The following is a 22,632-nucleotide window of genomic DNA, read 5'->3' as shown; positions in this document are numbered from 1 at the left end:
ATATTAACTCTCGCACAGAGACCGACCTGATATTCAGGCCGGCCCCCGTTCGACGTTATACAATTCGATGTGATTCAGATTTCTATTATCGCCTATCTTTTGTCCATTTTCAAATCCTCTGGACGCAGCGTCATCAACTCCTGCTTTCCCGGCTGCCCGCTTCTGTACTGATTGAGCAACCTGACAGCCTGATGCCGAATCGCTTTTTCAATCACATTGCGGACATAACGTGCGTTGCTAAATGCATGAATACTGTCGTTGCGTTCATTCAACAGATACTCTTTCATTTTGAGTATGGACTGAGGCATAAGAATATAATCCCGTTCTTTGGCCATCATTTCGGAAATTTGGATAAGCTGATCCACGGTATAGTCCGGAAAATCCAGCTGGATGGGAAAACGGGAAGGCAATCCAGGATTCGTACGCAAAAAGAAGTCCATCTCTCCCGAGTATCCAGCGAGAATCAAAATAAATTGATTTTTCTGATCCTCCATGGATTTTACTAAGGTATCAATAGCTTCCTTTCCAAAATCCTTTTCCCCTCCCCGCGCCAAACTGTAGGCTTCATCAATAAACAGCACTCCACCCAGAGACTTCTTGACCAGATCCCGCGTTTTTTGCGCTGTATGTCCGATATACTCGCCTACCAAATCAGCCCTCTCCACCTCAATCAGATGGCCCTTGCTCAGTACCCCCATTTTTTGCAGCATTTTAGCGATAATGCGGGCCACCGTCGTTTTCCCTGTACCTGGGTTCCCTTTGAAAATCATGTGATATACGTGCGCGTTACTCAACAGCCCCGCATCAGTACGCATATGGGCAATTTGCAAAAAAGCATATACTTCAAATACCAGGTCTTTGATGTTATCCAAGCCGACGAGATGATCGAGTTCCTTCTGAATTTCCTGATAGAGACTAAGATACTGCGGTAACGCCTGCGACTTGGTCGAAGTTACTGCATCCGTCTCATCAACATTTACCGAAGCTATCGGCTCCGGGCTACGCAGCACGACATTGATTTGTCTGGAAGGTCTTTCCTCCGTCCGCTTGCCCGCAGCGATTCCCCGTCCGTTCATGCATCCATCACCTCAACATTTCTTCAGGCACAGCTTACCCTATTAATGTATTCGGCCCGGCATGTCCTTATTAGCATAAAAGCAACAGGAGCTTGTGCAAAGCATTTTGTATATAGAGAAGATGCCTTTATGAGAAAACGTTGTACGTTTCAGGACACCCAGGTTTGGGCACTGAGCCACCACTTTTGCAGCGTCCATTTGGCGTAAGCCAGTACCTCTCTCGATTGATGAAGCGGCATATTCAGTACTTTAGATTCCGCCAGAGCCATCTGGGGATGCTCCAAATTCAAAAATCGGGCAATCTCAAGCGCCCGTGGGCCATGATAACTATGTGTGATAATCACAGTCGAGGTCCAACCATACTCCTGCATGATACGCTGGCTATACAACAGATTTTCGTAGGTGCTGGTCGCATGGTTTTCCAACACAATATGCTGCGCTGGAATACCTCTGTCAACCAAATAGCGTTGCATCCCCTCAGCCTCTGTATACGGGTAAGTTGGTTTGTCCAGCCCTCCGCTTACAATCAGACGCTTTACTGTACCGTTACGGTATAGCTGCAGGGCCTCGTTCAGCCTCTCCTTTAGCCCCGGACTTGGTTCTGCTCCCCACATGGAAGCCCCAAGTACAATTCCTACCTGTGCTTGCTGAAGCGGAGTGGTAGAGGCAGCGTTATTCATATCCCAAAATCGAATACCTCCCCATACCAAACCGATTATGATGATAACCAGCAGACAAAGCATAAGACGTTTGGCTGCTGAAAACTTTTTCTCTGGGCGGTTCAGCCTGCTTTTTGATTCAAAATCTTTAGGCCCAGTGCCTCTAATCCTCTGCAATACCTTCATCGTTCCCTCTTAAAATCACCGTTGTGAAACCATTCTGCCCGGTGTTTCAGCGACATTTTAAAATAGGGGAATATATGGGCATCTATCCGTCGTAAAACCTCAGCCGCAGTACGATTAGCCAGTTCTGCCTCCTGTGTCGATATATGCCCGCGCTGTAACGCATCCTCCAACTCATCCTCATCCACTAAAAAGATTTCGCCATTTTTAAGTACAACAACATCCAAATACAAATCGTCAAACCAGGGCACTCCCTGATCGGTCACTCCCTGATTTCGGCAGGTATCAATATACCATTCCACAATCTGCTCCCGATTGTCGAACATAGCAGTTACTACATAATGCTCACCCTTCGGATAGTATTGCAACCAGGAATATCCTTTGTCCGCTATGCAAAACGTATGATTGCCGTAGCTTTTCCATAACGGCTCTTTGAGACTCAAAATGGTATACAAGGTCACATATCCTGTAAACACGTCACTTTCCACATACCGGCAAGCAAACTTGCGGCTCGTTATTCTGCGCCAGTTGGCCCGATCTCCGAATTTGCGCTTCATAAATGATGTTCCTCTCCAACATTGGTAAAACCAGCTTACCATATTTAATCTGTACACTCAAAAATAACACCCTTTATCACAACAAAAAAGGTATTCCCAGACCATAATATGGTCCGAAAACACCTCTAGTATAAAAAATTCAAATCACCCACAGCATACTTCTTCTAATCTCGGTTGCGATGCCCACGATTGGAGCTCGACTGACCGTTGGAGTTGGTTTCCTGATTTCCATCCGGTGTGGTTCCTGTGGTAGATGGATCCGTGGTAACTGGATTTACCGTGGTATCACTATTAAAGGTACCTGCATCCGGTGTTGTTGTCTGGCCATTCCCCTGATTCGTGTCACTACCGGTGCCAGAGTTGCCACTATGATTGCCTGTACTGCCAGTGCCATTTCCGTCAGTGTCTCCAGGAATCGTCGGAACCTGCCCTGGGCTGGTGCTATTATCCGTACCTCCAGGGACTGTATTCCCCTGATCGGTGCCGTTCTGACCGTCTGTAGTCCCACTGTTATCCGGTAATGTTCCATCCTGATTCGGCTCAGTTCCCTGCTGTGGATCTACCGGAGTGGTCTCTGTCGGAATTTCCACACGGATTGTATTGGATGGTCCAGATTCCTTACCATCCGCTCCATAAGCCGTTACATAATATTCATACGCGGCTCCGGCTAATGGAGACGTATCTTCACCACTCGTGCCTTTCATCGCCTCCATAATCACCGTAAAGCCCCCTTCGGAAGCCTCTTTGCGATACACACGGTATTGCACATTATCTCCCGCCGCCGCAGTCCAGGACAACGATACAATTTGGGTATCCTGACTATAAGACCCGCTCAGTCCGCTTGGAGCGGTAGCCTGGACTGGCACGTCTGGCTTCTGCTCAACTGGTGGTTCATATCCTTTTGGATGGCTGAATTGCGTAACCGGGTGCCCCTTGAGAGCTTCACCCATGACCCTTCCGAAAAAGGCTGCCGACTGCCCACTGTAGTTTCTCAGCATATGTTTGCTGTCTGGCTTGTCATAGCCCATCCATACCGCACCAGTATATTCCGGCGTATAACCGACAAACCAGATATCACGGTTGCCATTGTTCCCTCTAATTCCACTCTGGGTTGTACCCGTTTTACCCGCTACAGGCCAATCAATACGGGCCTTGCGGCCTGTACCGCTATTGACTACATTTTGCATCATTTGCGTCATTTCATAAGCTGTTTTCTCGCTCATTACGGTTTTAAATTCTTCTTTGTGAGTGTAAACCGTTTTGTCATCACTATCATTAATTTGCTTGATGGAGTAAGCTTTTTGGAACTGTCCGTTATTGGCAAAAGCACTGTATGCCTGTGCCATTTCGAGCGTGTTCGTTCCTTTACTTAAACCACCCAATGCGATAGCGAGCGAGTGATCATTTTTGTCCATCGGGATGCCTACGCTTTCCGAGAATTGGACCCCTCTTTCCACACCGATCTGGTTGAGCAACCATACTGGCGGGATATTTTCAGACTTGGTAATGGCATCGGTCATACTGATGGTCGAAGAATAACCGTGCAAGTTTTTCGGGCTATACCCGTTAAAGCTCTGTCGCTCATTACTCAAAGGTGTATCCATTGTAAATTTACCGGATTCGAGAGCCGGCGCATACGCCGCAATAGGTTTAAAGGCCGAACCTGGCTGCCTGCGGCTTTGTGTTGCGCGGTTAAAGGTTCCCTTTTTGTAATCCCGTCCGGGTGCCATCGCAGCAATTCCGCCCGTCTGGTTGTTAATGATAACCATGGAGCCTTGAACAGGCTGATCATCCGGGCTCTTTTCGAACATACTATCATCTGCCATCGCCTGATCCAGCGCATTTTGGGACTGAGCATCCATCGTCGTATGAATTTTGTAGCCGCCAACGATCAGATCGTTTCCGCTGACTCCCGGCAAAGCATCCTCCGCCTCATTCATCACATACTCCATAAAACTTTGATACTTTTGAACTTTTTCCGGCTGCTTGTAATCATAATCTACAGCCTTGGCCTCTTCCATTTCCTGCTTTCCAATCATTCCCTGCTCAAACATCAGCTGGAGAACCACAGCACGTCGTTCCTTTGATTTTTCCGGATTACTGATTGGATTATATTTGGAAGGCCCTTTTGGAATAGCTGCCAGCGTGGCGATCTGCCAAAGCTTTAATTCTTTTAAGTTCGATTGCCCAAAGTACCCCACAGAAGCTGCCTTGATTCCTGAGTAGGAGCGTCCAAACCAAATCCGGTTCAAATACAACGTAATAATCTCATCTTTAGTCAAATTCCGTTCTAGCGCCATTGCTATAGATACCTCGGTCGCTTTACGGAAAAAGGTCTTGTCACGCGACAAAAACAGGTTTTTGGCCAACTGCTGGGTCAGCGTACTGCCACCCTCCACAGCCGAACGGGCTACGATATCTTTTACGGCCGCCCGCCCGATAGACCAAATATCAACCCCCTGGTGCTCCATAAATCGCTTATCCTCTGTTGCTATAAAAGCTTTTTTGAGCAATGGTGGAATTTCTTCACTTTTGACAGGATCACTTTTTTGTACGGACAGCTCGCCCATAAGCACACCATTACGATCGTAAACCTTTGATGTCTCGTTCACTGTAATTTTATCCTTGTTGGCTTTGTAAATTTGTTCGCCATTTACCATGACAAACAAATATCCACCAAGCGCGCAAAATATAGCCAACGCCGCCGTAATAAACAGCGTCCATCCAACTTGCTTACCTGTAATCTTCTTTTTCTTGCCCTTCGGCTTCTCTTTAGGCGTGTTTCTGTTGCGATTGCCGGATCTGGACAATGAATCGTTTGGCATTACCCTGACTCCCTTTCGCGAATAATCACATGTTGCCGAACCTATATATAGCTTGCTGTCGGCAGCATGAAAGCAAATGGAATGAAAAGAACAACCCTGTTCAGGTTGCTCCGGGTCTCATTCCTATACGGTTAGACGAGACGGTCGCTTAAAAAGTTTCATCAATCCAAGCGACCGTCAAGCCGTAATCAGTTATCGCTGGCGTTATCCTGTTGCTGTACAAGCGACACATTACGTTGCGGTGTAAAGGTGGAAATAGCATGCTTGTAGATCAGCTGTTGCTTTCCATCCGAGTCGATAACAATTGTGAAGTTGTCAAATGCTTTAATGGTCCCCCGCACCTGAAATCCATTGATCAGGTATACCGTTACCGGTATAGAATCCTTGCGCAATTGATTCAGAAACGTATCTTGGATATTAATGGACTTGTTCATTTTAGCCGTACCCCCAATAATCATTTGGATTGTTTTGAAGTATATTCAAGGTCTGTCCGGAACTTTCCTGCTATAATTTCGTGTAATCGGGCTGCATGAGCAGAAAAATTTCCGAAATCGGTGACATCTACCCACTGGATATCCTTCATGTGGCGAAACCACGAGAGCTGCCGCTTCGCAAAATGACGCGTATCCCGTTTCAGCCAAGTCACCGCCTCTTCCAAAGACACCTCTCCTCGCAGGTAGGAGGATATCTCTTTATAGCCTAGACCTTGCATGGAGATGGCATCGCTTCGCACTCCCCGTTCCATTAAGGAGGTTACCTCAGCAACAAGCCCTTGATCGAGCATCCCGTCAATTCGGTCTTCAATACGTTTATATAGCATTTGCCTATCCATTGTCAAACCTACGATGCAAAGCTGATAGGGAGATTCCTTTTTTTGACTGGCCAATTGCGAGCTGAGCGTCGTTCCGCTAACATGATATATTTCCAACGCTCGAACGACTCGACGCCGGTCATTGGGATGCAGACGACGCGCACTTTCGGGATCAACCGCCTGAAGTCGCGCATGAAGCGCCTCGGCTCCAAATTGTTCGGCATAATCAAGCTGTTCCTGACGAAAATCTTCATCAGCTCCCACCTCGGAAAACTGGTATTCATAGCAGACAGACTCCACATATAAACCTGTCCCCCCTACGATAAACGGCAGTTTCCCTCTGGCATGAATATCCGGTATGAGACGACGGCAGTCTTCCTGAAAAGCAGCTACCGAATATGGGTATTCCGGCTCATGAATATCAATCAAATGGTGCTTGATTCCTTCCATTTCCTGTTCGGAAATTTTGGCAGTTCCAATATCCATATGACGGTACACCTGCATGGAATCTCCGGAAATAATTTCCCCGCCAAATTGCCGTGCCATCTCGATGCTTAATTTCGTCTTGCCGACCGCAGTCGGGCCGACAAGAACAAGTAGTTTAGGCTTAGATGCCGCTATCAATATCAATCACTCCGTACACTGTTTTCGTTGTGCCCCGTTGCTCCACATGGAAGCCGAGGCGGGCAAATTCCCTGCTGCCCCGTTTTTCCTTCAATACAATTGTTTTCCTTGCAATACGTTTTGCCTGAACAATACTTTCCTCATCCAGAGCATCCGGGTTAGCCAATCCTCTCAATGGACCGATTGCACTAGAATCGAGCAACGGATCACGGAACATCGGGTCAAAATAGATAATATCCACACTACGATCCGGCAAGCTTCGCAAATAATCCAAATGATGACCAAAGCGGACATCAATGCCGGAAAATGCCTCATCTACCGCAGCGTTGCCGGAACGGTAATGCCTCATTCCATCCTTGATTAAAGCATAGACAGGAAAAGAACTTTCCACAGCAGTTACTTGTCCAGAATTTCCTGTTCCAATTGAAAACAGGAGGGAATCCGTTCCGAGTCCTGCGGTACAATCCAGCACGGTGTCCCCCGGAACGAGCCGAGCGGCAGTCAGCATCGGATCAGGCTCGCCCTTCAACACCCGCTTGGCGCGGATGAAGCCCATGCTCGGGTGAAAAGTCATCGGCGGTTGCTCCGGGCTAATCAGCCTCACCCCACCCTGTACGAGCACCAGCGCCTGACGAACTTTATGAGCAGCAGTCAGCCTTGCTACCGATATACCACGACGGGGGGCATACAGCACCCCCAGCTCGGCTGCAAGCAGTTCCGCCCGCTGCACGACCTCAGCGGTGGGAGAATCCCCTGTCGTCACCAATAAATGGGCTTGTTCCTCCCGAAGCCTTGCCAGCTTTTCTTCTTCACGGTTTTCCCGATCCTGCAACATATATAAACTCCCTTACATTACTCTCTTAAACAGCTTCTCCAAATCATATGTGGAAAAGGATACAACGATGGGCCGCCCATGCGGGCAGGTGTATGGCTGTCTGCACGCCGCCAAACGCTCCAGCAGTACGACAGCCTGTCGGTCAGTCAGCTTCTGGTTCGCTTTAATTGAAGCCCGGCAGGAGCACATGATCGAGGCTGCTTCCCGCAGCTTAGCCAGATCTATTGCTTTTTCATCCAGCACCCATCCTGCCATTTCCTCAATAACATCCGCTTCTTCTCCTTGAGGAAGCCAATAAGGATAAGAGCTAACGCGGAAGGTTTGACCGCCAAAATGCTCCAAATACACTCCCGCCTGCTCAAACCATTGCAGCCTTGTTTTCAGCTTTTCCGTCTCCGAGGGCGTAAATTCTAATGTAATCGGCAGGAGTAGCTCCTGAGATACCGCCTCGGGATTGCCGAATTTTTCATAATAAAATTCGTAGTTAACCCGTTCATGCGCAGCATGCTGGTCAATTAAATACAGCCCCTGATCGTTCTGCGCAATCAAATAGGTTCCATGGTGCTGACCAATCAAATTTAGCTCAGGAAAAGCGGGCATCTCGGGAGCCTCGCCCGACACCACTGCCAACTGCTCTGCATTCAGCCGTGACTGACGTGGCTTTTGATCCGTGAAATAGCGGGAATCCTCGGCTTTTCCTCCACCCGGTGAAGCAGAAGGCCGATAAGCTACAGAAGCAGCCGCTTCCTGTACTCTGCCGCTGTACAAAGGGGATGAACCGGATTCGGCTTTATTCCCATCGTTTCCATCCACAAAATCTGCGTCCAATTCCTCGTCACTGACACGTTGCCCAGAAGAAGGGTTCCCCCGACCAGAGACAAGGAGCCTCTCCCTATCCTGGCGTTGCACACGCTCCGTGCCAAGCTTGTGCTCCTCATTTCCGTCCAAGCGAATGGATTGGCGCGGGTCACGACCCTCCGAGAAAGGTCCGCCAAGCGGCTGTGCCTCTCCTCGGCTCTCGCCAGCAGAAGAATTTCCTTCCATACCGTTTCCCTTCGAGAAATGAAACTGCTCCTGCACGAACGAGCCGCTATCCTTGCCGCCGATTTCACGCTTGACTGCCTTCGGAATCAGCACCTGCTGTCCTAAAACAGCTTTTATCGAGTTCTCAACCAGCTGAAACAGCTCGGCTTCTTTGCTGAACCGCACCTCCAGCTTGGCGGGATGAACGTTAACATCCACCAGTGAAGGATGCATTTCCAATTGGATCACAGCCAGTGGAAAACGATTGATCGGCAGCAAGGTATGATACGCTTTGAGCAACGCCTGATTCAGCCCATAGCTGCGCACAAAGCGTCCGTTCACCACCGTCGAGATGGCATTCCGATTCGATCTTGTCCACTCCGGGCGGCTGACATAGCCGCTAATACGGTAATCCAGACTCTCCCCTTCCAGCAGCAGCATGGATTTCGCTGCCGAGGTTCCATAAACAGCGGCAATCACTTGAAGCAAATCACCATTACCCAGCGTTTGAAGCAGTGTATTCCCGTTATGCCGCAGTGTGAAGGCAACTTCGGGGTGTGAAAGCGCCATTCGGTAAAGTACATCCGAAATGTGCCCCAGCTCCGTCTGGATCGTTTTCATATATTTCAGCCTTGCAGGCGTGTTATAAAACAGCTCCCGGACGGTAAAATCCGTCCCTTGCCGAGCGGCTGCATCCTCGTGCAGCACCAGCTTGCCGCCCTCAATAACCAATTTGCGGGCACGTCCGTCATCTCCGGCTGCTGTTAGCAGCTCCACTTTCGATACAGCCGCAATACTCGGCAGCGCTTCTCCACGGAAGCCCAGGCTCGTGATCTGGAACAGATCGCGTCCATGCCCGATTTTGCTGGTGGCATGCCGATAGAACGCCGTTTCGACATCTTCAGGCTCGATGCCACTACCGTTATCCGTCACCCGGATGCTTTGCAGTCCGCCTTCCTCAACCCATACGTCGACACGCGTACCGCCCGCATCAATCGCATTTTCCACCAGTTCCTTCACGACGGAGGCTGGACGTTCTACAACCTCACCAGCAGCAATCTGGTTGGCAATATGCTCATCCAGTACCCGAATTTTAGACATCCTTTTTACCTCCCCCTAACTTCAAAGTGTGATGAAAATAGAAATATAATATCGTTAACTGCAGATATCGGTACTACAGGCCATTGGCCTTGTTTTTCAGTTCATTTAACAACTGCATCGCCTGCAAAGGTGTCATATTCATGACATCAGCGTTTTTCACCTTGCGTAAAATCTGGCGCACAATCGGATTAACCTCGGCCGTCTCCAACTGCGGCTCGGCAGGAGCAAGGTCTTGCTCTCCGAAAATGGACAGCTGCACGACTCCGGTAGCCGAATGGTACAGCACACCGGAGTCTTTCACCGCCTGCTGAGTGTTTTCTTTTACAACGGTGGCTTGCTGTGACACAAGGGGAGCCTGCAACGCCGCTTCTCTGCTTTCCCCTAGCGTCTGGTCTGAATGGGTGTTGTCCGAAACAACGTTTTTCCTTGCTGCTGCAACAGTCTCGGTGCCAGCCGTCACTTGGGCAGCCGCGTGCTCAAAGCCATGCAACAGTCCGTTCGCACGTTCAATGATATTATCCGGCAAACCCGCAAGGCGGGCACAATAAATACCATAACTGCTGCTGGCCGCGCCCGGTATGAGCTTACGCAGGAAATTCACCTTGTCGCCGCTTTCCTGTACTGCCATAGAGTAATTCCGCAGCGAGGACAGGCTTTGCTCCAAATGAGCCAGCTCATGAAAATGCGTAGACACCAGCGCCTTACAGCCGATTGTGTCATGGACAAATTCAATCACAGCTTGAGCAATCGCCATCCCCTCACTGGTGGACGTACCGCGTCCCAACTCGTCAATAATGATCAGGCTTCGCGGAGTCGCTTTGTCTGTCATGACCTGAATATCAGCCATTTCCACCATGAACGTACTCTGCCCGCCGATCAGGTCATCCGCCGCACCGATGCGCGTGAAAATGCGATCCAGCATCGGCACTTTCGCATGTGCAGCCGGAACGAAGCAACCGATCTGCGCCATAATTGCGATCAGCGCAACCTGACGCATATACGTGCTTTTCCCGGCCATATTCGGACCGGTGATTAGCAAAATATGCGCATCTGCTTCCTCCAGCGCCGTACCATTGGCGATAAAGCTGCCATCCTTCATCACGGCTTCCACAACGGGATGCCGCCCCTGCTCCACTACGAGATCATATCCCGTTGTCAGTTCAGGCTTCACGAAGCCACGCTCTGCGCTGACCGATGCTAGAGACTGGTACACATCAATTTCAGCCACCCGCTCTGCCAGCTTTTGCAGTCGTGGAATTTCAGTATTTAGTTTACTGCGAAGCTCAGAGAAGAGAGAGTACTCCAGATCTACCATCTTATCCTCGGCTTCCAAAATCAGAGATTCCTTTTCCTTCAGCTCCGGTGTAATATATCGTTCTGCATTCGCCAGCGTTTGCTTGCGTTCATATCGTCCTTCCGGCAATGAAGCCAGATTGGATTTGGTTACCTCAATATAATAGCCAAATACTTTGTTGTACCCGATTTTGAGCGACCGAATGCCAGTCGCTACACGTTCCTTGGCCTCCAGCTCGGCGATCCAGCGTTTGCCGTTCACACTTGCCTCCCGCAGTTCGTCCAGACGCTGATGGTAGCCTTCCTTAATGAGACCCCCATCCCTTACAGAAATAGGCGGCTCGTCCGCCACGGCTTCCTCAATCAACGAGCACAAGTCTGTACAGCTATCCAGCGTCTGGGCAACTCGGCGCAGTGTCTCCGATTCCGATTCTGCGCATAGCTCACGCAAAGCCGGAATTCGGGTCAATGACAGCTTGAGTGCAATCAGGTCGCGTGCATTGGCGCTGCCAAAGGCAATTCGCCCAACCAAGCGCTCCAGGTCGTAAATTTCTTTAAGCTGTGCACGCACATCCTCACGAAAAATAAACTGGTGGTACAGCTTGTCAACCGCCTCCAGCCGTTCCTCGATCAGATGGCTGCTAAGCAGCGGCTTGTCGATCCAGCGTCGCAGCAACCGCGCTCCCATCGACGTCTCCGTCCGATCCAGCAACCACAGCAACGATCCCTTCTTGGAGCGTTCACGAACCGTCTCCACCAGTTCCAGATTACGGCGGGTAAATGGATCAAGAATCATAAAATGGTTTGGCTCATAAACGGAAATCTGGGTCAACTGGCCTAACGATCTTTTTTGCGTTTCATTCAAATAAGCAATCAGACGCGATACACACTGCCTACGTTCCTCGTTGAGCCTTGCCCACGTTGCTTCACCAAATTGACCACGCACAAGATCATCCTTAGACTTGTCCCAGGCTGTGTATACAACACGACGCCCAACGGGTGACATTCGGGAGGTTACGAAATCGAGCAGATGACCATCCCCCAGCATTTCTGACGGCTCATAAATATTAATTTCATCCAATAGCCATTCTTTCGAATTAGGTACAGAGGTCACATACAGCTCACCTGTTGACAAATCGCAGGCCGCCAGTGCCAGCATCCCGTTCGTCTCGGTGACACATACCATGTAGTTGTTGGATTTGTCACCCAGCACCTTGCCTTCCATCACCGTACCCGGAGTGACGACACGGACAATATCCCGCCGTACCATCCCCTTCGTAGCCGAGGCTTCCTCCATCTGTTCACAGATGGCAACCTTATAACCCTTTTCGATAAGGCGCTGTATGTAATTTTCCGCCGAATGATAAGGCACACCGCACATTGGAATTTTTTCCGTGCCGCCACCCTCGCGTCCGGTAAGTGTAATCTCCAGTTCCTTGGATGCAAGAATCGCATCATCAAAAAACATCTCGTAAAAATCCCCCAGGCGAAAAAACAAAAATGCATCCTGCGCCTGGTCTTTTATGGATAAATATTGCTCAATCATCGGTGTATATTTAGTCATACCCTTTACTAACCCCCACACATTGTTCCGTTTAAACTTACATTACCTTTCATTATAGCAAAAATGACAGTCGATAACATGCAAGTATCGCAGACAACATCACAGATTTTACGAAAGCTTCCAAAACGGACGCAAATCCCGCGATTCATCCCATTGTTTCCCTTGACGCAGGCTGTCCAGTAAAGGCCCTACATAAGCTTTATATTGTGGATAAACATCCAGTGAAACGATATCCAAAATAAGAGGCTCCATATATTCCCCCAGCACAATCCGATTTCCTTCATAAAAAGCTCTATGGGCCTTTTCCTCATCCAGTGGCCTACCCTGCAAGCGCGGATATTGAGACGCGATGAGAAAAGCCATTCCAATCACGCCTTTAGCGAGCTGCGGCGAAACAAGAAAGCTGGGTAGTGTACGGTATTCAAAACCTCCATACGGTTGGCGGCGAAAATCGCCCAAATTGCCGTAATGCGGTCTGCGCCGGGCTGCGCGTTCATCTTCTAACAACGCCAAAGGCAGCGCTAAATAATTGTCCAGCGCACGTAGCAGAGACCCGTTCAGCGGAATTCCGCTAAAATGCAGATGCCCTCCCAGCGGAAAACCGGACTGCGGCATTCCGCCTGCTTGCCAAATTAGCGTACGATCGGCAATTCGCCGGGCTGCTGCCGCAAAGGCACGGCGTAAATGGGTCAGCAAAAGAGCCGGATCGCCACTTGGTGCGGGCCGAAGCTCAGCAACCGGGTACAACGTCCGACCCCGGCGCGTAACCGCATCGCATCCCGCCACGCCAAAGCGGCCCAAATATCGCGAAGCCGGTACGACCCGACCTTCCGGCATGCGGACCAGTACAAACTCAGGGTCCATTCCGATTAGCAGCTGTTTATCCCCTTGTCCCGCTTGAAGGCCCTGCCCCTGAACATCCTCTTCGCGAGCGGCGTCTTCAAATAGCGTGTCTAGGCGTCTATCATTTAGCCATGGCTGGGCCACGACTTCACGCACCTGACAAATGCGCTCGCCCAGCAGTGTCAGCGTCACCTCGCCACTGTCGAGGCCGAGTGTGTACAAAGTGCGTACAGCCAGACGCTCCATTCGGACGGACAGCTGAGAGCTGCTATCCAACGCAGACGGATTATACGCGCGGACTTTGGAGTGTCCTTCAATCGTGCGTCTTCGAATTTCCAGCATTCGTAGCTGATGGATCTGCACCGCATAGCCTACCGCAAAATCTGCTGTGTTATCGTCAGTCCAGCGAACCAATATGCCGGAGCGTTCCAGCCTGCGCTGCTTTTCATCATCCGACATCTGTCTGAAGCGTCTAAGCGCCTGTCCCGCCTGCTGCATCATCTTCCCCCTCCCTACCAGATTACGGAAGATTGAACGATTTCCCTTCCCTACACAACAAAAAGGAGGGCCTTTGCCCCTGCGCAGTCTCAGCCGGCGCAAAGAGTAAAGCGGCCCTCTTTTGGGTTACTTCCGTCAGAGCTCGTCGTCGATGAGGTCGGGGTCGAGCTCCTCATAGTCCCCTTCTTCCGCTCCAAAATCATAGTCCTTGTCAAAATCGTCACTGCTGCCATTCGGGAATACTTCTACAACAATCTTCGTTTCTGCCACCAGTTCCACCGCAAATTCCCGCTCGACCCGGATAATTACGCTGCCGCCCCCTGAAGACACACTGGCCTCAACGCAGCTTGGCTCCTGTGTCGCCTCGGCGGATACTTCCACTGTAGACGCCCGATGTTTCGGATCAAGATACGAGAGCGGCACATTTTCCACGTACGACACCGTTTCCTTAGCCACATCGGTCTGCGAGTTTTTATCGTATGAGTACCAGATATTGATATCATACGTCCCCACGACCTCAATGCCGTCTCCAGCCGCCACAGCCTCATACTGGTGGTTAATAATCCACGCCCCCAAAATGCTGGTCGGATTATTAGGCGGAGTTACGGTATGGGTTACGGTAGAGAATTTGCGACCTTTACCGCAGATCGCTTTTGTAATAATCTCTCTACGATTTTTATGACTTAATGCCATACTTGAACCTCCTCCATACAATCAATCAATCATTCCATACATATGTATGCAGGTTGTGGGCGAATGTTGAGTGAATAGGCGAAAAGGAAAAAATATTATTTGTATAAGCTTATGCCCTAATGGCTTGAACTCATGCACGCCAATGTATTACATGCTGCTCGACAATCCGTAAAAATTCGCTGAGCGCCGGGGATTTCCACTTTTTCGTGTGATAGGCGACCTGGGTAGCCACCTGCTGTTCGCTGTCATCCCAGCTTAAACGCATCATCTTCCCTTCACGCAGCTCATTTTGCACCGTAACCAGCGGAAGCAGCGCAACGCCCAATCCGACCATGACACATTGCTTGATCGCTTCAATACTCCAAAACTCCAGACTTGGGTCTGCAAAAATTCCGTGTCTGTTCAAATACCGTTCAAAAAGGATACGATAGGTGCAGCCCGTCTCTGTGTGCAAAATGGTTTCGTCCTTCAAATCAGCTGGCTCTACTTTATTATAGGAAGCCAGTCGATGACCCAATGGTGCGACCAATGCCATCGGCTCATGAATGAGCGTAGTAACATGCAGTTCTCTATCCTCTGTTTCCGGCTGAAGCAAAAAAGCCAAATCCAGCTCACCTGAGCGGGTCATATCACGCAATTCCCAGCATTCACCGGGTTTAAGCACGATTTTTACCTTCGGATATCGCTCCCTGTACTCACGGATCAGGCTCGGCAGGCGGAAAGCGGCCAGCGACTCTGGCGCTCCGATTTTCAGTGTGCCCGTCAGCACCGTTTCTGAACGTAGCGCATCCTTGGCAAGGGCGTGCATCTTGGAAATCTCCTGCGCATAGGGCAACAAGCGTCGTCCGGCATCTGTGAGCATGATTTTCTTACCTATGCGGTCAAAAAGAGGTGTGCCCAGCTCTGTCTCCAGCGTCTGAATTTGAGCAGTTATACTTGATTGTGCATAGTCCAGTATACGCGCCGCCCGGGTAAAACTGCCTGCCTCAACCACATTTAAAAACGTAAACAAATGCCGTGATTCCATAAGTTGCTCCTTCAATCGTTTTTTTCGATGCAAGCCATCGTTATATTCCGTTTTTCCGATAGATTGATTATCTGATAAGCTGAAAGAAATGACAAGAGAAAGAAGGCTTACCTGCATGACAAATGAACATAAACTACAATCCACCATTGGTCTTCCACAGGCCATTGCACTATATATCGGGGCGGTGCTGGGTTCGGGAATATTGATTGTGCCCGGTCTTGCTGCCGAAATGGCGGGTCCGGCATCACTACTGGCGTGGGGCTTTATGACCCTGCTCATCTTGCCAATGGCCCTGTCCATGGGACTGCTGTCCGCCAAATTCCCGAACGCTGGAGGGGTTTCACATTTTGTTACGCTGGCTTTTTCACCACGTGCAGGCTCTTATATCGGATGGTTTTTTCTGATGTCAGTTCCGATTGGGGCACCTGTTGCCGCACTCACCGGAGCTGGCTATATGACCGCCGCCATGGGCTGGGGAGAGGGGAGCCGCATGGGATTGGCTGCTGCCATGCTGGCGGTTGGACTGATCATTAACTGGGTCGGGATGAAAGTTGCGGGACGTATTCAGATCGCCGTTGTTATTGCTATTGTTGCTGTCCTCATCTTCGCCATTGCCGCAGCGCTGCCTCAGATGAAAACCGTACACTTCACACCGTTTGCTCCGCACGGTTGGCTTCCTGTCGGTCAGGCAGCCGCGATTCTGTTCTGGTGCTTCATCGGCTGGGAAGCCGTCTCCCATTTGTCGGAGGAATTCACCAATCCTCAGCGGGCGGCTGTTAAGGGTGTCACCGTTGCAGCCATCATCGTTGGCCTGCTTTATTTTTTTACTGCACTGGCTACAGTCGGGACACAAAGCTACCTTGCAGGTGGATCAGATGCTTCGCTCGTATGGGTGATTAGCCGGGCTATTGGTCCGTGGGGCGCAGTGATCGCGGGCCTGACGGGCATCTTTATTTGTACAGCTACAATTATCGCTTATGTAGGTGCTGCTTCACGCGTCGCGTATGCCTTATCCCGGCAAGGACACGCCTTCCGCTGGATGGGCCTCTTGTCCCGACGTTTTCATACGCCAATTGGGGGTATCGCGTTTCTCTTCCTTTGTTTCGTCATCATTATGTCTCTTTACGGTAGCGGTACTGTTTCACTTACCAACCTGATCCAGTTCCCCAACGCCACCTTTATCCTGACCTATCTGGGCGGGTGTGCTGCGGGTATCAAGCTGCTACGGGGTAATCGCTGGGGCGTAGCCATTAGTTGGGTGTCATTCATCTCGACGGCGGTGGTGTTCCCCTTTGTCGGCTGGGCCATGCTTTATCCTTGCCTGATCACCGTTGCCATATGGATTGCAGGTCGAATTCGGCACAAACGACCCCTTCCTGCTGCGTCCGTCATCACTGAACAAGAAAAAGCTACTGTCCATCGTTAGACAGTAGCCGTTTAGATTGGGCCCCGATTCTAAGCTTTGACTGGAGTGGGGGCCTTGTCCTTTTTAGCAATTTTTAAATACTGATGTAATTCATGTGTAAGCTGCAACAGTGTCGAACGAATTTCGAACTCCTCCCGGGTTGCGGGAAGCTCCATTTTTTTGAATTCCTCACGTACCTGCTCCAGCAGCTTCTCCGTCTGTCCCGTATAATGCCCGGCCAGGACGTCATTGCTGAGCTGATCGAATAGCTCGACCAAAAGTTTGGCCTGCGGCATATGCTGATACATTTGCGAGATCAGCTGCATCATATTTTGAATCGAATCCAGTTGTTCCCTGCGCATATAAAAATACACATTCCAGCCCTCTTGCGGACGAAGCATCTGATTTTCCAATGAACGCCCTGCCTCGGTCACCCCTCTGGCTATGACGCTGTTCGCTTCTATAACTTCCTTGCCATCCCATATGTATGCTGGACTGCGTAATGTATTGGCCATATTTGTGAATATAATGGAAAACGTCCGGTCTACTTCCTGCCGGATTTGCTGCATGGTGTTATCGGAGCGTGGCATGTAGGCCAAATTGACAACCATCGCGGACCCCAGTCCGATGACCAGCAGACACAGCTGGGTCAGCAGCACCTGCATATCAATCACACCACCGCTGAACACACGGAAAACCACAACCGAACCCGTGACAATTCCTTCCTTAAAGCCCACCCGTACAATGACCGGAAACGCCGATAAAATATATAATGCCAGTACCCAATCATGGAATCCGAATACAACAAACAAAACACAAGCAAAAAGAAGCCCCACAACGGATGCAAAAAATCTCGCCGAAATGGTACGGAGGCTTCTTTTGCGCGTGACATCGACCCCCAAAATAGCCAAAAGCCCTGCCGAGGTGGCTCCATGAATGCCAAAACCATCCGCAATCAGTACGGCCATTAATGCGGCAATAGCTGTTTTAATCGTACGAAAGCCCATGAAAAAATTCTGTCCTCTCTGGATGAAATCTGTTTTCGTAAACTTTGAATCATTTTCATTTTCATGGTACTTTATTTTCACATTTTACACAAATGAGGAATTTGAAAAATCCTGAACTGTATAGAAGTTTGATTCTTATCGCTGAGGACGATCAGATAGCAGCAGACGCTCGACATACACGACCGCCTGATACATCAGTGTCGCTACGACCGCAATGATAAGCAGACTGGACATCACCAGCGTAAAATTGAATACCTGGAAGCCATAGATGATTAAATAGCCCAACCCGTTTTTAGCTACCAGAAATTCACCGACGATCACGCCAACCCAGGCCATACCGACATTCACCTTTAGTGTAGAGACGATAGCCGGAAAGGACGCAGGCAAAATCACCTTGCTAAACGTATCGCGCCGCGATCCACCAAATGTGCGAACCACTTTGATCAGATTCGAGTCCACTTCCTGAAAGCTGTTATACACAACTAACGTCGTAATAATGACCGTAATCGAGAGGGTCGTCATTAAAATAGCGGTAAATCCGGCTCCGAACATGACGATAAAAATGGGCCCCAGCGCCACCTTGGGCATACTGTTGAAGACAACCATATAGGGGTCCAGTACCTTCGAAAGAAACGGCGACCACCAGATTAGCACAGCCAGCAGTGTCCCCAGCAGCGTTCCCAGTAAAAAACCCACCAACGTCTCTCCAACCGTGACACCGACATGCCCCCACAGCTCACCGCTGACCGCATCCTTGCCAATTTGGGTAAATATTTTGCTTGGATAGCTAAACAGTAGTACATCAATCCATTTCATCCGACCCGCAATTTCCCACAACACGAATAAAAAAACTAAAATGGCTGTCTGTACACCCGTTACCAACCGCCGCTCCGAACGCCTTCTGCGTCGGCACTCCTGATACAGCCCTTGAATCCAGTGTTGTCCAAGCCGATCATCTTCGCCCTTCATCCTTTGACTCACTCCTTTGCTCCCGAAGCCTCCAGTTCACCCCATATTTCATGAAAAAGCTCATTAAAGCCCGGCTGCTCGCGCGCATAAAAAGGCTGAACTTCCCGGATCGCATCCGGAATTGCAAAGGTACGCCGGATGTGGCCCGGATTTCGGCCCAGCACAATAATCCGGTCACTGACCGCAATCGCCTCGGCCAAATCGTGTGTGACCAAAATAGCCGTCTTCCCCCGCTCACGCAAGGTTTCGGCAATCAGGTCTTCCAGTTGGAGCTTGGTCTGATAATCCAGCGCGGAGAATGGCTCATCCAGCAGCAGCAGCCCTGGATTAGTCGCAAGCGTCCGTACCAACGCCACACGCTGGCGCATCCCCCCGGATAACTGGGACGGATGCAGATGCTCCTTCCCTCCCAGCCCCATGCCTTCCAGCAGCAGTCGGGTCCGTTCACGCGAGGCTTCATCTACCCGATTGCCCAGTTCCAGACCCAATAACGCATTATCCATGATCGTACGCCACGGAAACAGATAATCCTGCTGCAGCATGTAGCCGACCTCCAGACTCGGACCATTTACGGGCTGACCTTGCAGCAGCACTTGGCCCATCGCCGGTCGCAATAATCCGGCGATCATGGACAGGATTGTCGTTTTGCCGCAGCCGCTTGGGCCAACCAAACTGATAAACTCTCCTGTCCCTACAGCAAAGTCGATATCCTCAACCGCAAGCGAGGCCTCCCGGTCTGTTACATACACATGCGTTACTTGCTTCAGCTCCACCACCGGGACCGTTGCATCCGAAATAAGACAACTCCATTCTTCTGTCATGGCGAGCCTCCGGCGTCTTCACCTGTATCAGCGGCTCCATTTGTTCCCGCTTTTGCAGGCTGGTCGGCATTCCCTGATGAGCTTGCTGCAATCGCCTTCTCTGCAAAGCTTCGGTTCACCAGTTGATCCAGCGCAACTGGACTTTTCAGCTCGCCCGCCGAAGTCATAACATCCTGCAAATTCTTCCATTCTTTTTCCTCAATCATTGGATTCAGGGCATAGGTGCCTTGTTCCTTATACCGCTTGACACTACTGGTCAAAACCGCCAGATCTGTGTCCTTGAAATAGGGCATAATGGCTTCAGCAATCTGCTCAGGTGAATGCGTGGCAATCCACTGCTGTGCCTGATATACAGCCTTCGTAAATTTTTGTACGGCCTCGCCATTTTCGTTCAGATAGCTTCGTTTAGCCATATATACGGTATAAGGCAGCTCGCCGCTCTCCACACCAATGGAGGCCACTACGCGTCCCCGGCCTTCTTTTTCGAAAATAGATGCCTGTGGCTCGAATAACTGCACATAATCCCCTGTACCGGAACCGAAAGCAGAGGCAACATTGGCAAAATCAATATTTTGAATCAGCTTCAAATCCTTATGTGGATCAATGCCGTGTTTGCGCAGTGCAAATTCCAACGACATTTGTGGCATCCCACCCTTGCGCTGTCCAAGAAAATTTTGCCCTTTCAGCTTTTCCCAGTCAAAGCTAGCCTGCATTTGCCGGGCAAATAAAAAGGTTCCGTCCGTCTGCGTCAGTTGTGCAAAATTAATGATGGGGTCCTCTGCCCCTTGCTGATACACATAAATAGATGTTTCCGCACCGATAAGCGCGATATCCGCCTGATTGGACAGCAACGCCGTCATCGTCTTGTCGCCACCGGGAATCGTCGCCAGTTGGACATCCAGTTCCTCCTGAGCAAACATCCCTTGGCTCAAGGCTACATACTGTGGCGCATAAAAGACCGTTCGAGCTACTTCACCCAGTCTGATCTCAATCGTCTGCTCCCCTTTGTGTGCGCACCCGCCGAGCAGCAGCAACCCGAGCAGTGCCGCAGCCCCCACAGCTTTAAAACGAGCGCCGATGTTCATCCCTGTTCCCTCCCCACCTTTTTGCATTATAGACTTCATATATTGTTATGCGACTGCCTACTCAATGGTTAATCACACAAAAAAAACCCACGTTCGCCCAGGAACGCGGGGTAGATGCACCAATGATGATATGACAGCTAGTAAATCACAGCTTATATATGGAGGTATATTTTTCTTCCAGATAATCAGCCAGATAATCCGGGTTCAGATCCTCGCCCGTAATGGCTACAATCAGCTCGGACGGCGTCCGGCTCTTACCATAACGGTAGATCCGTTCAGTCAACCATTGCTTGATCGGCTCCAGCTCTCCAGCAGCAATCAGCTCATCCAGATTTGGCAGCTCCTTGCGCAGTGTCGCCAAAATTTGCGCTGCATACATATTGCCAAGCGAGTAAGAGGCAAAATAACCAAAAGCACCACCGGACCAGTGAACATCCTGTAGAACGCCATGCCCGTCATCCGGCGGTAGAATTCCCAGATATTCCTTATATTTCGCATTCCATACTTCTGAAAGGCGCTTCACATCCAGCTTTTCATTAAACAGCATTTTTTCAATTTCATAGCGGATAATGATATGTAAGTTATATGTTAGCTCATCCGCTTCAATACGAATCAGTGAATTTTCCACACGATTAACGGCCAGGTAGAACTGATCTGCCGTGACCTTTGCCAGACGGTCTGGAAAATGCTTTTGCAGGTCAGTATAATACCGATCCCAAAAAGCACGGCTGCGTCCAATCATATTTTCCCACAAGCGAGACTGGGATTCATGTATCCCCATGGAGGTTCCTTCAGAAAGCAGCGATCCTGCCAGCTCAGGCGCAATATTTTGCTCATACAGCGCATGACCACCTTCATGCAATGAGCTGAAAATCGCGCTAGTCACATCATCTTGCAAATAATGTGTTGTTATACGCACATCGCCCGGATTTAATCCTGTCGCAAAAGGATGCACGCTCTCATCCAAACGACCTGCGTCGAAATCATAACCCATCTGTCTCAAAATGAACAGGCCGAACTTCTCTTGCTGCTTTACATCAAACACACCATCCAGAAAGCTCTTGTCCGGCTGGTTTGGTGAAGCCTGAATTTTAGACAAAAGCGGCACCAGACGCTTTTTGAGACGATCAAACACAGCATCCAGCTTCTCTACCGTCATATCCGGTTCATATTGATCCAAAAGCGTGTCGTATTCCGTGTTCTTGACTCCCCAATAACCGATAAACTCTCGCTTCATCTCTACGATTTTAGACAAATAAGGCTCGAATCCGGCAAAATCGCTATGTTCCTTGGCATCCTCCCACTTGCTCTCCGCCTGAGCAGCGAGTACGCTGTATTCCCGGTAACGGTCAGCCGGAACCGAACGGTTCAGCTCATAATTTTTGCGGCATTCTTCCACCAGTCTGCGATCATTTTCCTCCAGTTGCTCCAGTTTGTCTTCTGCTGTAAAAAATTGCAGCAATTGTCCCATTTCATCCGAAATAATCAGCTTGAACATCTCAGTGGACAACATACCCAACGTTTCCGAACGAATATCAACGCCCTTGCGCGGAGCACCTGTCCGTAAGTCCCAGTGCATCAAGCCCACGGCCTCACCATAACTTTTGATTTTGTGTGCTAATTCTTTTAAAGCTGCCAATTGATCCAACGTCTGTTGCGCCATAATCGAGGTCACCTCTTATCTAAAAATGGATAAAACTTTATACTTCTTATACTTGATGATACTTATATTA

Annotated in this window: 18 protein-coding genes; 1 reads left to right on the top strand and 17 read right to left on the bottom strand. The window is 49.8% G+C overall.

Features of this window, described 5'->3' with window-relative positions; translation table 11 throughout:
- Positions 1 to 92: 92 nt before the first annotated feature.
- From ACIFO6_RS21575 to ACIFO6_RS21520, 12 genes are all read right to left on the bottom strand, one after another.
- Positions 93 to 1,076 (bottom strand): AAA family ATPase, encoded by a 984-nt coding sequence (locus ACIFO6_RS21575; RefSeq protein WP_430043747.1) that lies wholly within the window; start codon positions 1,074 to 1,076, stop codon positions 93 to 95.
- Between the two features lie 149 nt (positions 1,077 to 1,225).
- Positions 1,226 to 1,921: a YdcF family protein gene (locus ACIFO6_RS21570; protein ID WP_430043745.1), complete on the bottom strand. Its 696-nt coding sequence runs from the start codon at positions 1,919 to 1,921 to the stop codon at positions 1,226 to 1,228.
- Positions 1,918 to 2,475, bottom strand: a complete 558-nt coding sequence (locus tag ACIFO6_RS21565; RefSeq protein WP_430043743.1) for a DUF402 domain-containing protein — start codon at positions 2,473 to 2,475, stop codon at positions 1,918 to 1,920. The genes ACIFO6_RS21570 and ACIFO6_RS21565 overlap by 4 nt, the downstream gene beginning before the upstream one ends.
- A gap of 164 nt (positions 2,476 to 2,639) precedes the next feature.
- The gene (locus tag ACIFO6_RS21560) at positions 2,640 to 5,300 is read right to left on the bottom strand and encodes a PBP1A family penicillin-binding protein (RefSeq protein WP_430043741.1); all 2,661 of its coding nucleotides are present in this window, start codon (positions 5,298 to 5,300) and stop codon (positions 2,640 to 2,642) included.
- A 188-nt stretch (positions 5,301 to 5,488) separates the two neighbouring features.
- Entirely contained in the window at positions 5,489 to 5,734 is a 246-nt protein-coding gene (hfq, locus tag ACIFO6_RS21555) for an RNA chaperone Hfq (protein WP_023989043.1), read from the bottom strand.
- A 20-nt stretch (positions 5,735 to 5,754) separates the two neighbouring features.
- The gene (gene miaA, locus ACIFO6_RS21550; protein WP_430043739.1) at positions 5,755 to 6,735 is read right to left on the bottom strand and encodes a tRNA (adenosine(37)-N6)-dimethylallyltransferase MiaA; all 981 of its coding nucleotides are present in this window, start codon (positions 6,733 to 6,735) and stop codon (positions 5,755 to 5,757) included.
- Positions 6,719 to 7,570: a class I SAM-dependent methyltransferase gene (locus ACIFO6_RS21545; RefSeq protein WP_430043737.1), complete on the bottom strand. Its 852-nt coding sequence runs from the start codon at positions 7,568 to 7,570 to the stop codon at positions 6,719 to 6,721. Before ACIFO6_RS21545 ends, miaA begins: the two co-directional genes overlap by 17 nt.
- A 12-nt stretch (positions 7,571 to 7,582) precedes the next feature.
- Positions 7,583 to 9,694, bottom strand: coding sequence for a DNA mismatch repair endonuclease MutL (mutL, locus tag ACIFO6_RS21540; RefSeq protein ID WP_430043734.1), 2,112 nt, complete (start codon positions 9,692 to 9,694; stop codon positions 7,583 to 7,585).
- 73 nt (positions 9,695 to 9,767) lie between these two features.
- On the bottom strand, positions 9,768 to 12,551 hold the full coding sequence (gene mutS / locus ACIFO6_RS21535; RefSeq protein WP_430043732.1) for a DNA mismatch repair protein MutS: 2,784 nt from the start codon (positions 12,549 to 12,551) through the stop codon (positions 9,768 to 9,770).
- Between the two features lie 108 nt (positions 12,552 to 12,659).
- The gene (locus ACIFO6_RS21530; protein WP_430043730.1) at positions 12,660 to 13,895 is read right to left on the bottom strand and encodes a putative amidoligase domain-containing protein; all 1,236 of its coding nucleotides are present in this window, start codon (positions 13,893 to 13,895) and stop codon (positions 12,660 to 12,662) included.
- 132 nt (positions 13,896 to 14,027) lie between these two features.
- The gene (locus tag ACIFO6_RS21525; protein WP_014281435.1) at positions 14,028 to 14,585 is read right to left on the bottom strand and encodes an outer spore coat protein CotE; all 558 of its coding nucleotides are present in this window, start codon (positions 14,583 to 14,585) and stop codon (positions 14,028 to 14,030) included.
- A 130-nt stretch (positions 14,586 to 14,715) separates the two neighbouring features.
- Positions 14,716 to 15,612, bottom strand: coding sequence for a LysR family transcriptional regulator (locus ACIFO6_RS21520; RefSeq protein ID WP_430043727.1), 897 nt, complete (start codon positions 15,610 to 15,612; stop codon positions 14,716 to 14,718).
- Positions 15,613 to 15,727: 115 nt separating this feature from the next.
- Here ACIFO6_RS21520 and ACIFO6_RS21515 point away from each other — a divergent pair, with 115 nt between their 5' ends.
- The gene (locus tag ACIFO6_RS21515; RefSeq protein ID WP_430043725.1) at positions 15,728 to 17,038 is read left to right on the top strand and encodes an amino acid permease; all 1,311 of its coding nucleotides are present in this window, start codon (positions 15,728 to 15,730) and stop codon (positions 17,036 to 17,038) included.
- A 29-nt stretch (positions 17,039 to 17,067) separates the two neighbouring features.
- Here the strand turns inward: ACIFO6_RS21515 and ACIFO6_RS21510 are convergent, their stop codons facing one another.
- The 5 genes from ACIFO6_RS21510 to ACIFO6_RS21490 all read right to left on the bottom strand — a co-directional run bounded on the left by ACIFO6_RS21510 (position 17,068) and on the right by ACIFO6_RS21490 (position 22,562).
- Positions 17,068 to 18,024, bottom strand: coding sequence for an aromatic acid exporter family protein (locus tag ACIFO6_RS21510; protein WP_430043723.1), 957 nt, complete (start codon positions 18,022 to 18,024; stop codon positions 17,068 to 17,070).
- Between the two features lie 135 nt (positions 18,025 to 18,159).
- Entirely contained in the window at positions 18,160 to 18,993 is an 834-nt protein-coding gene (locus tag ACIFO6_RS21505; RefSeq protein ID WP_430043721.1) for an ABC transporter permease, read from the bottom strand.
- A gap of 8 nt (positions 18,994 to 19,001) precedes the next feature.
- Positions 19,002 to 19,814 (bottom strand): ABC transporter ATP-binding protein, encoded by an 813-nt coding sequence (locus tag ACIFO6_RS21500; protein ID WP_430043719.1) that lies wholly within the window; start codon positions 19,812 to 19,814, stop codon positions 19,002 to 19,004.
- Positions 19,811 to 20,899, bottom strand: a complete 1,089-nt coding sequence (locus ACIFO6_RS21495) for an ABC transporter substrate-binding protein (RefSeq protein ID WP_430043717.1) — start codon at positions 20,897 to 20,899, stop codon at positions 19,811 to 19,813. The genes ACIFO6_RS21500 and ACIFO6_RS21495 overlap by 4 nt, the downstream gene beginning before the upstream one ends.
- 145 nt (positions 20,900 to 21,044) lie before the next feature.
- Positions 21,045 to 22,562 carry a carboxypeptidase M32 gene (locus tag ACIFO6_RS21490; RefSeq protein WP_430043715.1) on the bottom strand — a complete coding sequence of 506 codons (1,518 nt, stop codon included), beginning with the start codon at positions 22,560 to 22,562 and terminating at the stop codon, positions 21,045 to 21,047.
- Between the last annotated feature and the right edge of the window lie 70 nt (positions 22,563 to 22,632).

This window comes from Paenibacillus sp. NRS-1781 (assembly GCF_050467745.1).
GTDB lineage: Bacteria > Bacillota > Bacilli > Paenibacillales > Paenibacillaceae > Paenibacillus > Paenibacillus terrae_A.
This window is presented reverse-complemented; position numbering and strand designations above follow the sequence as displayed.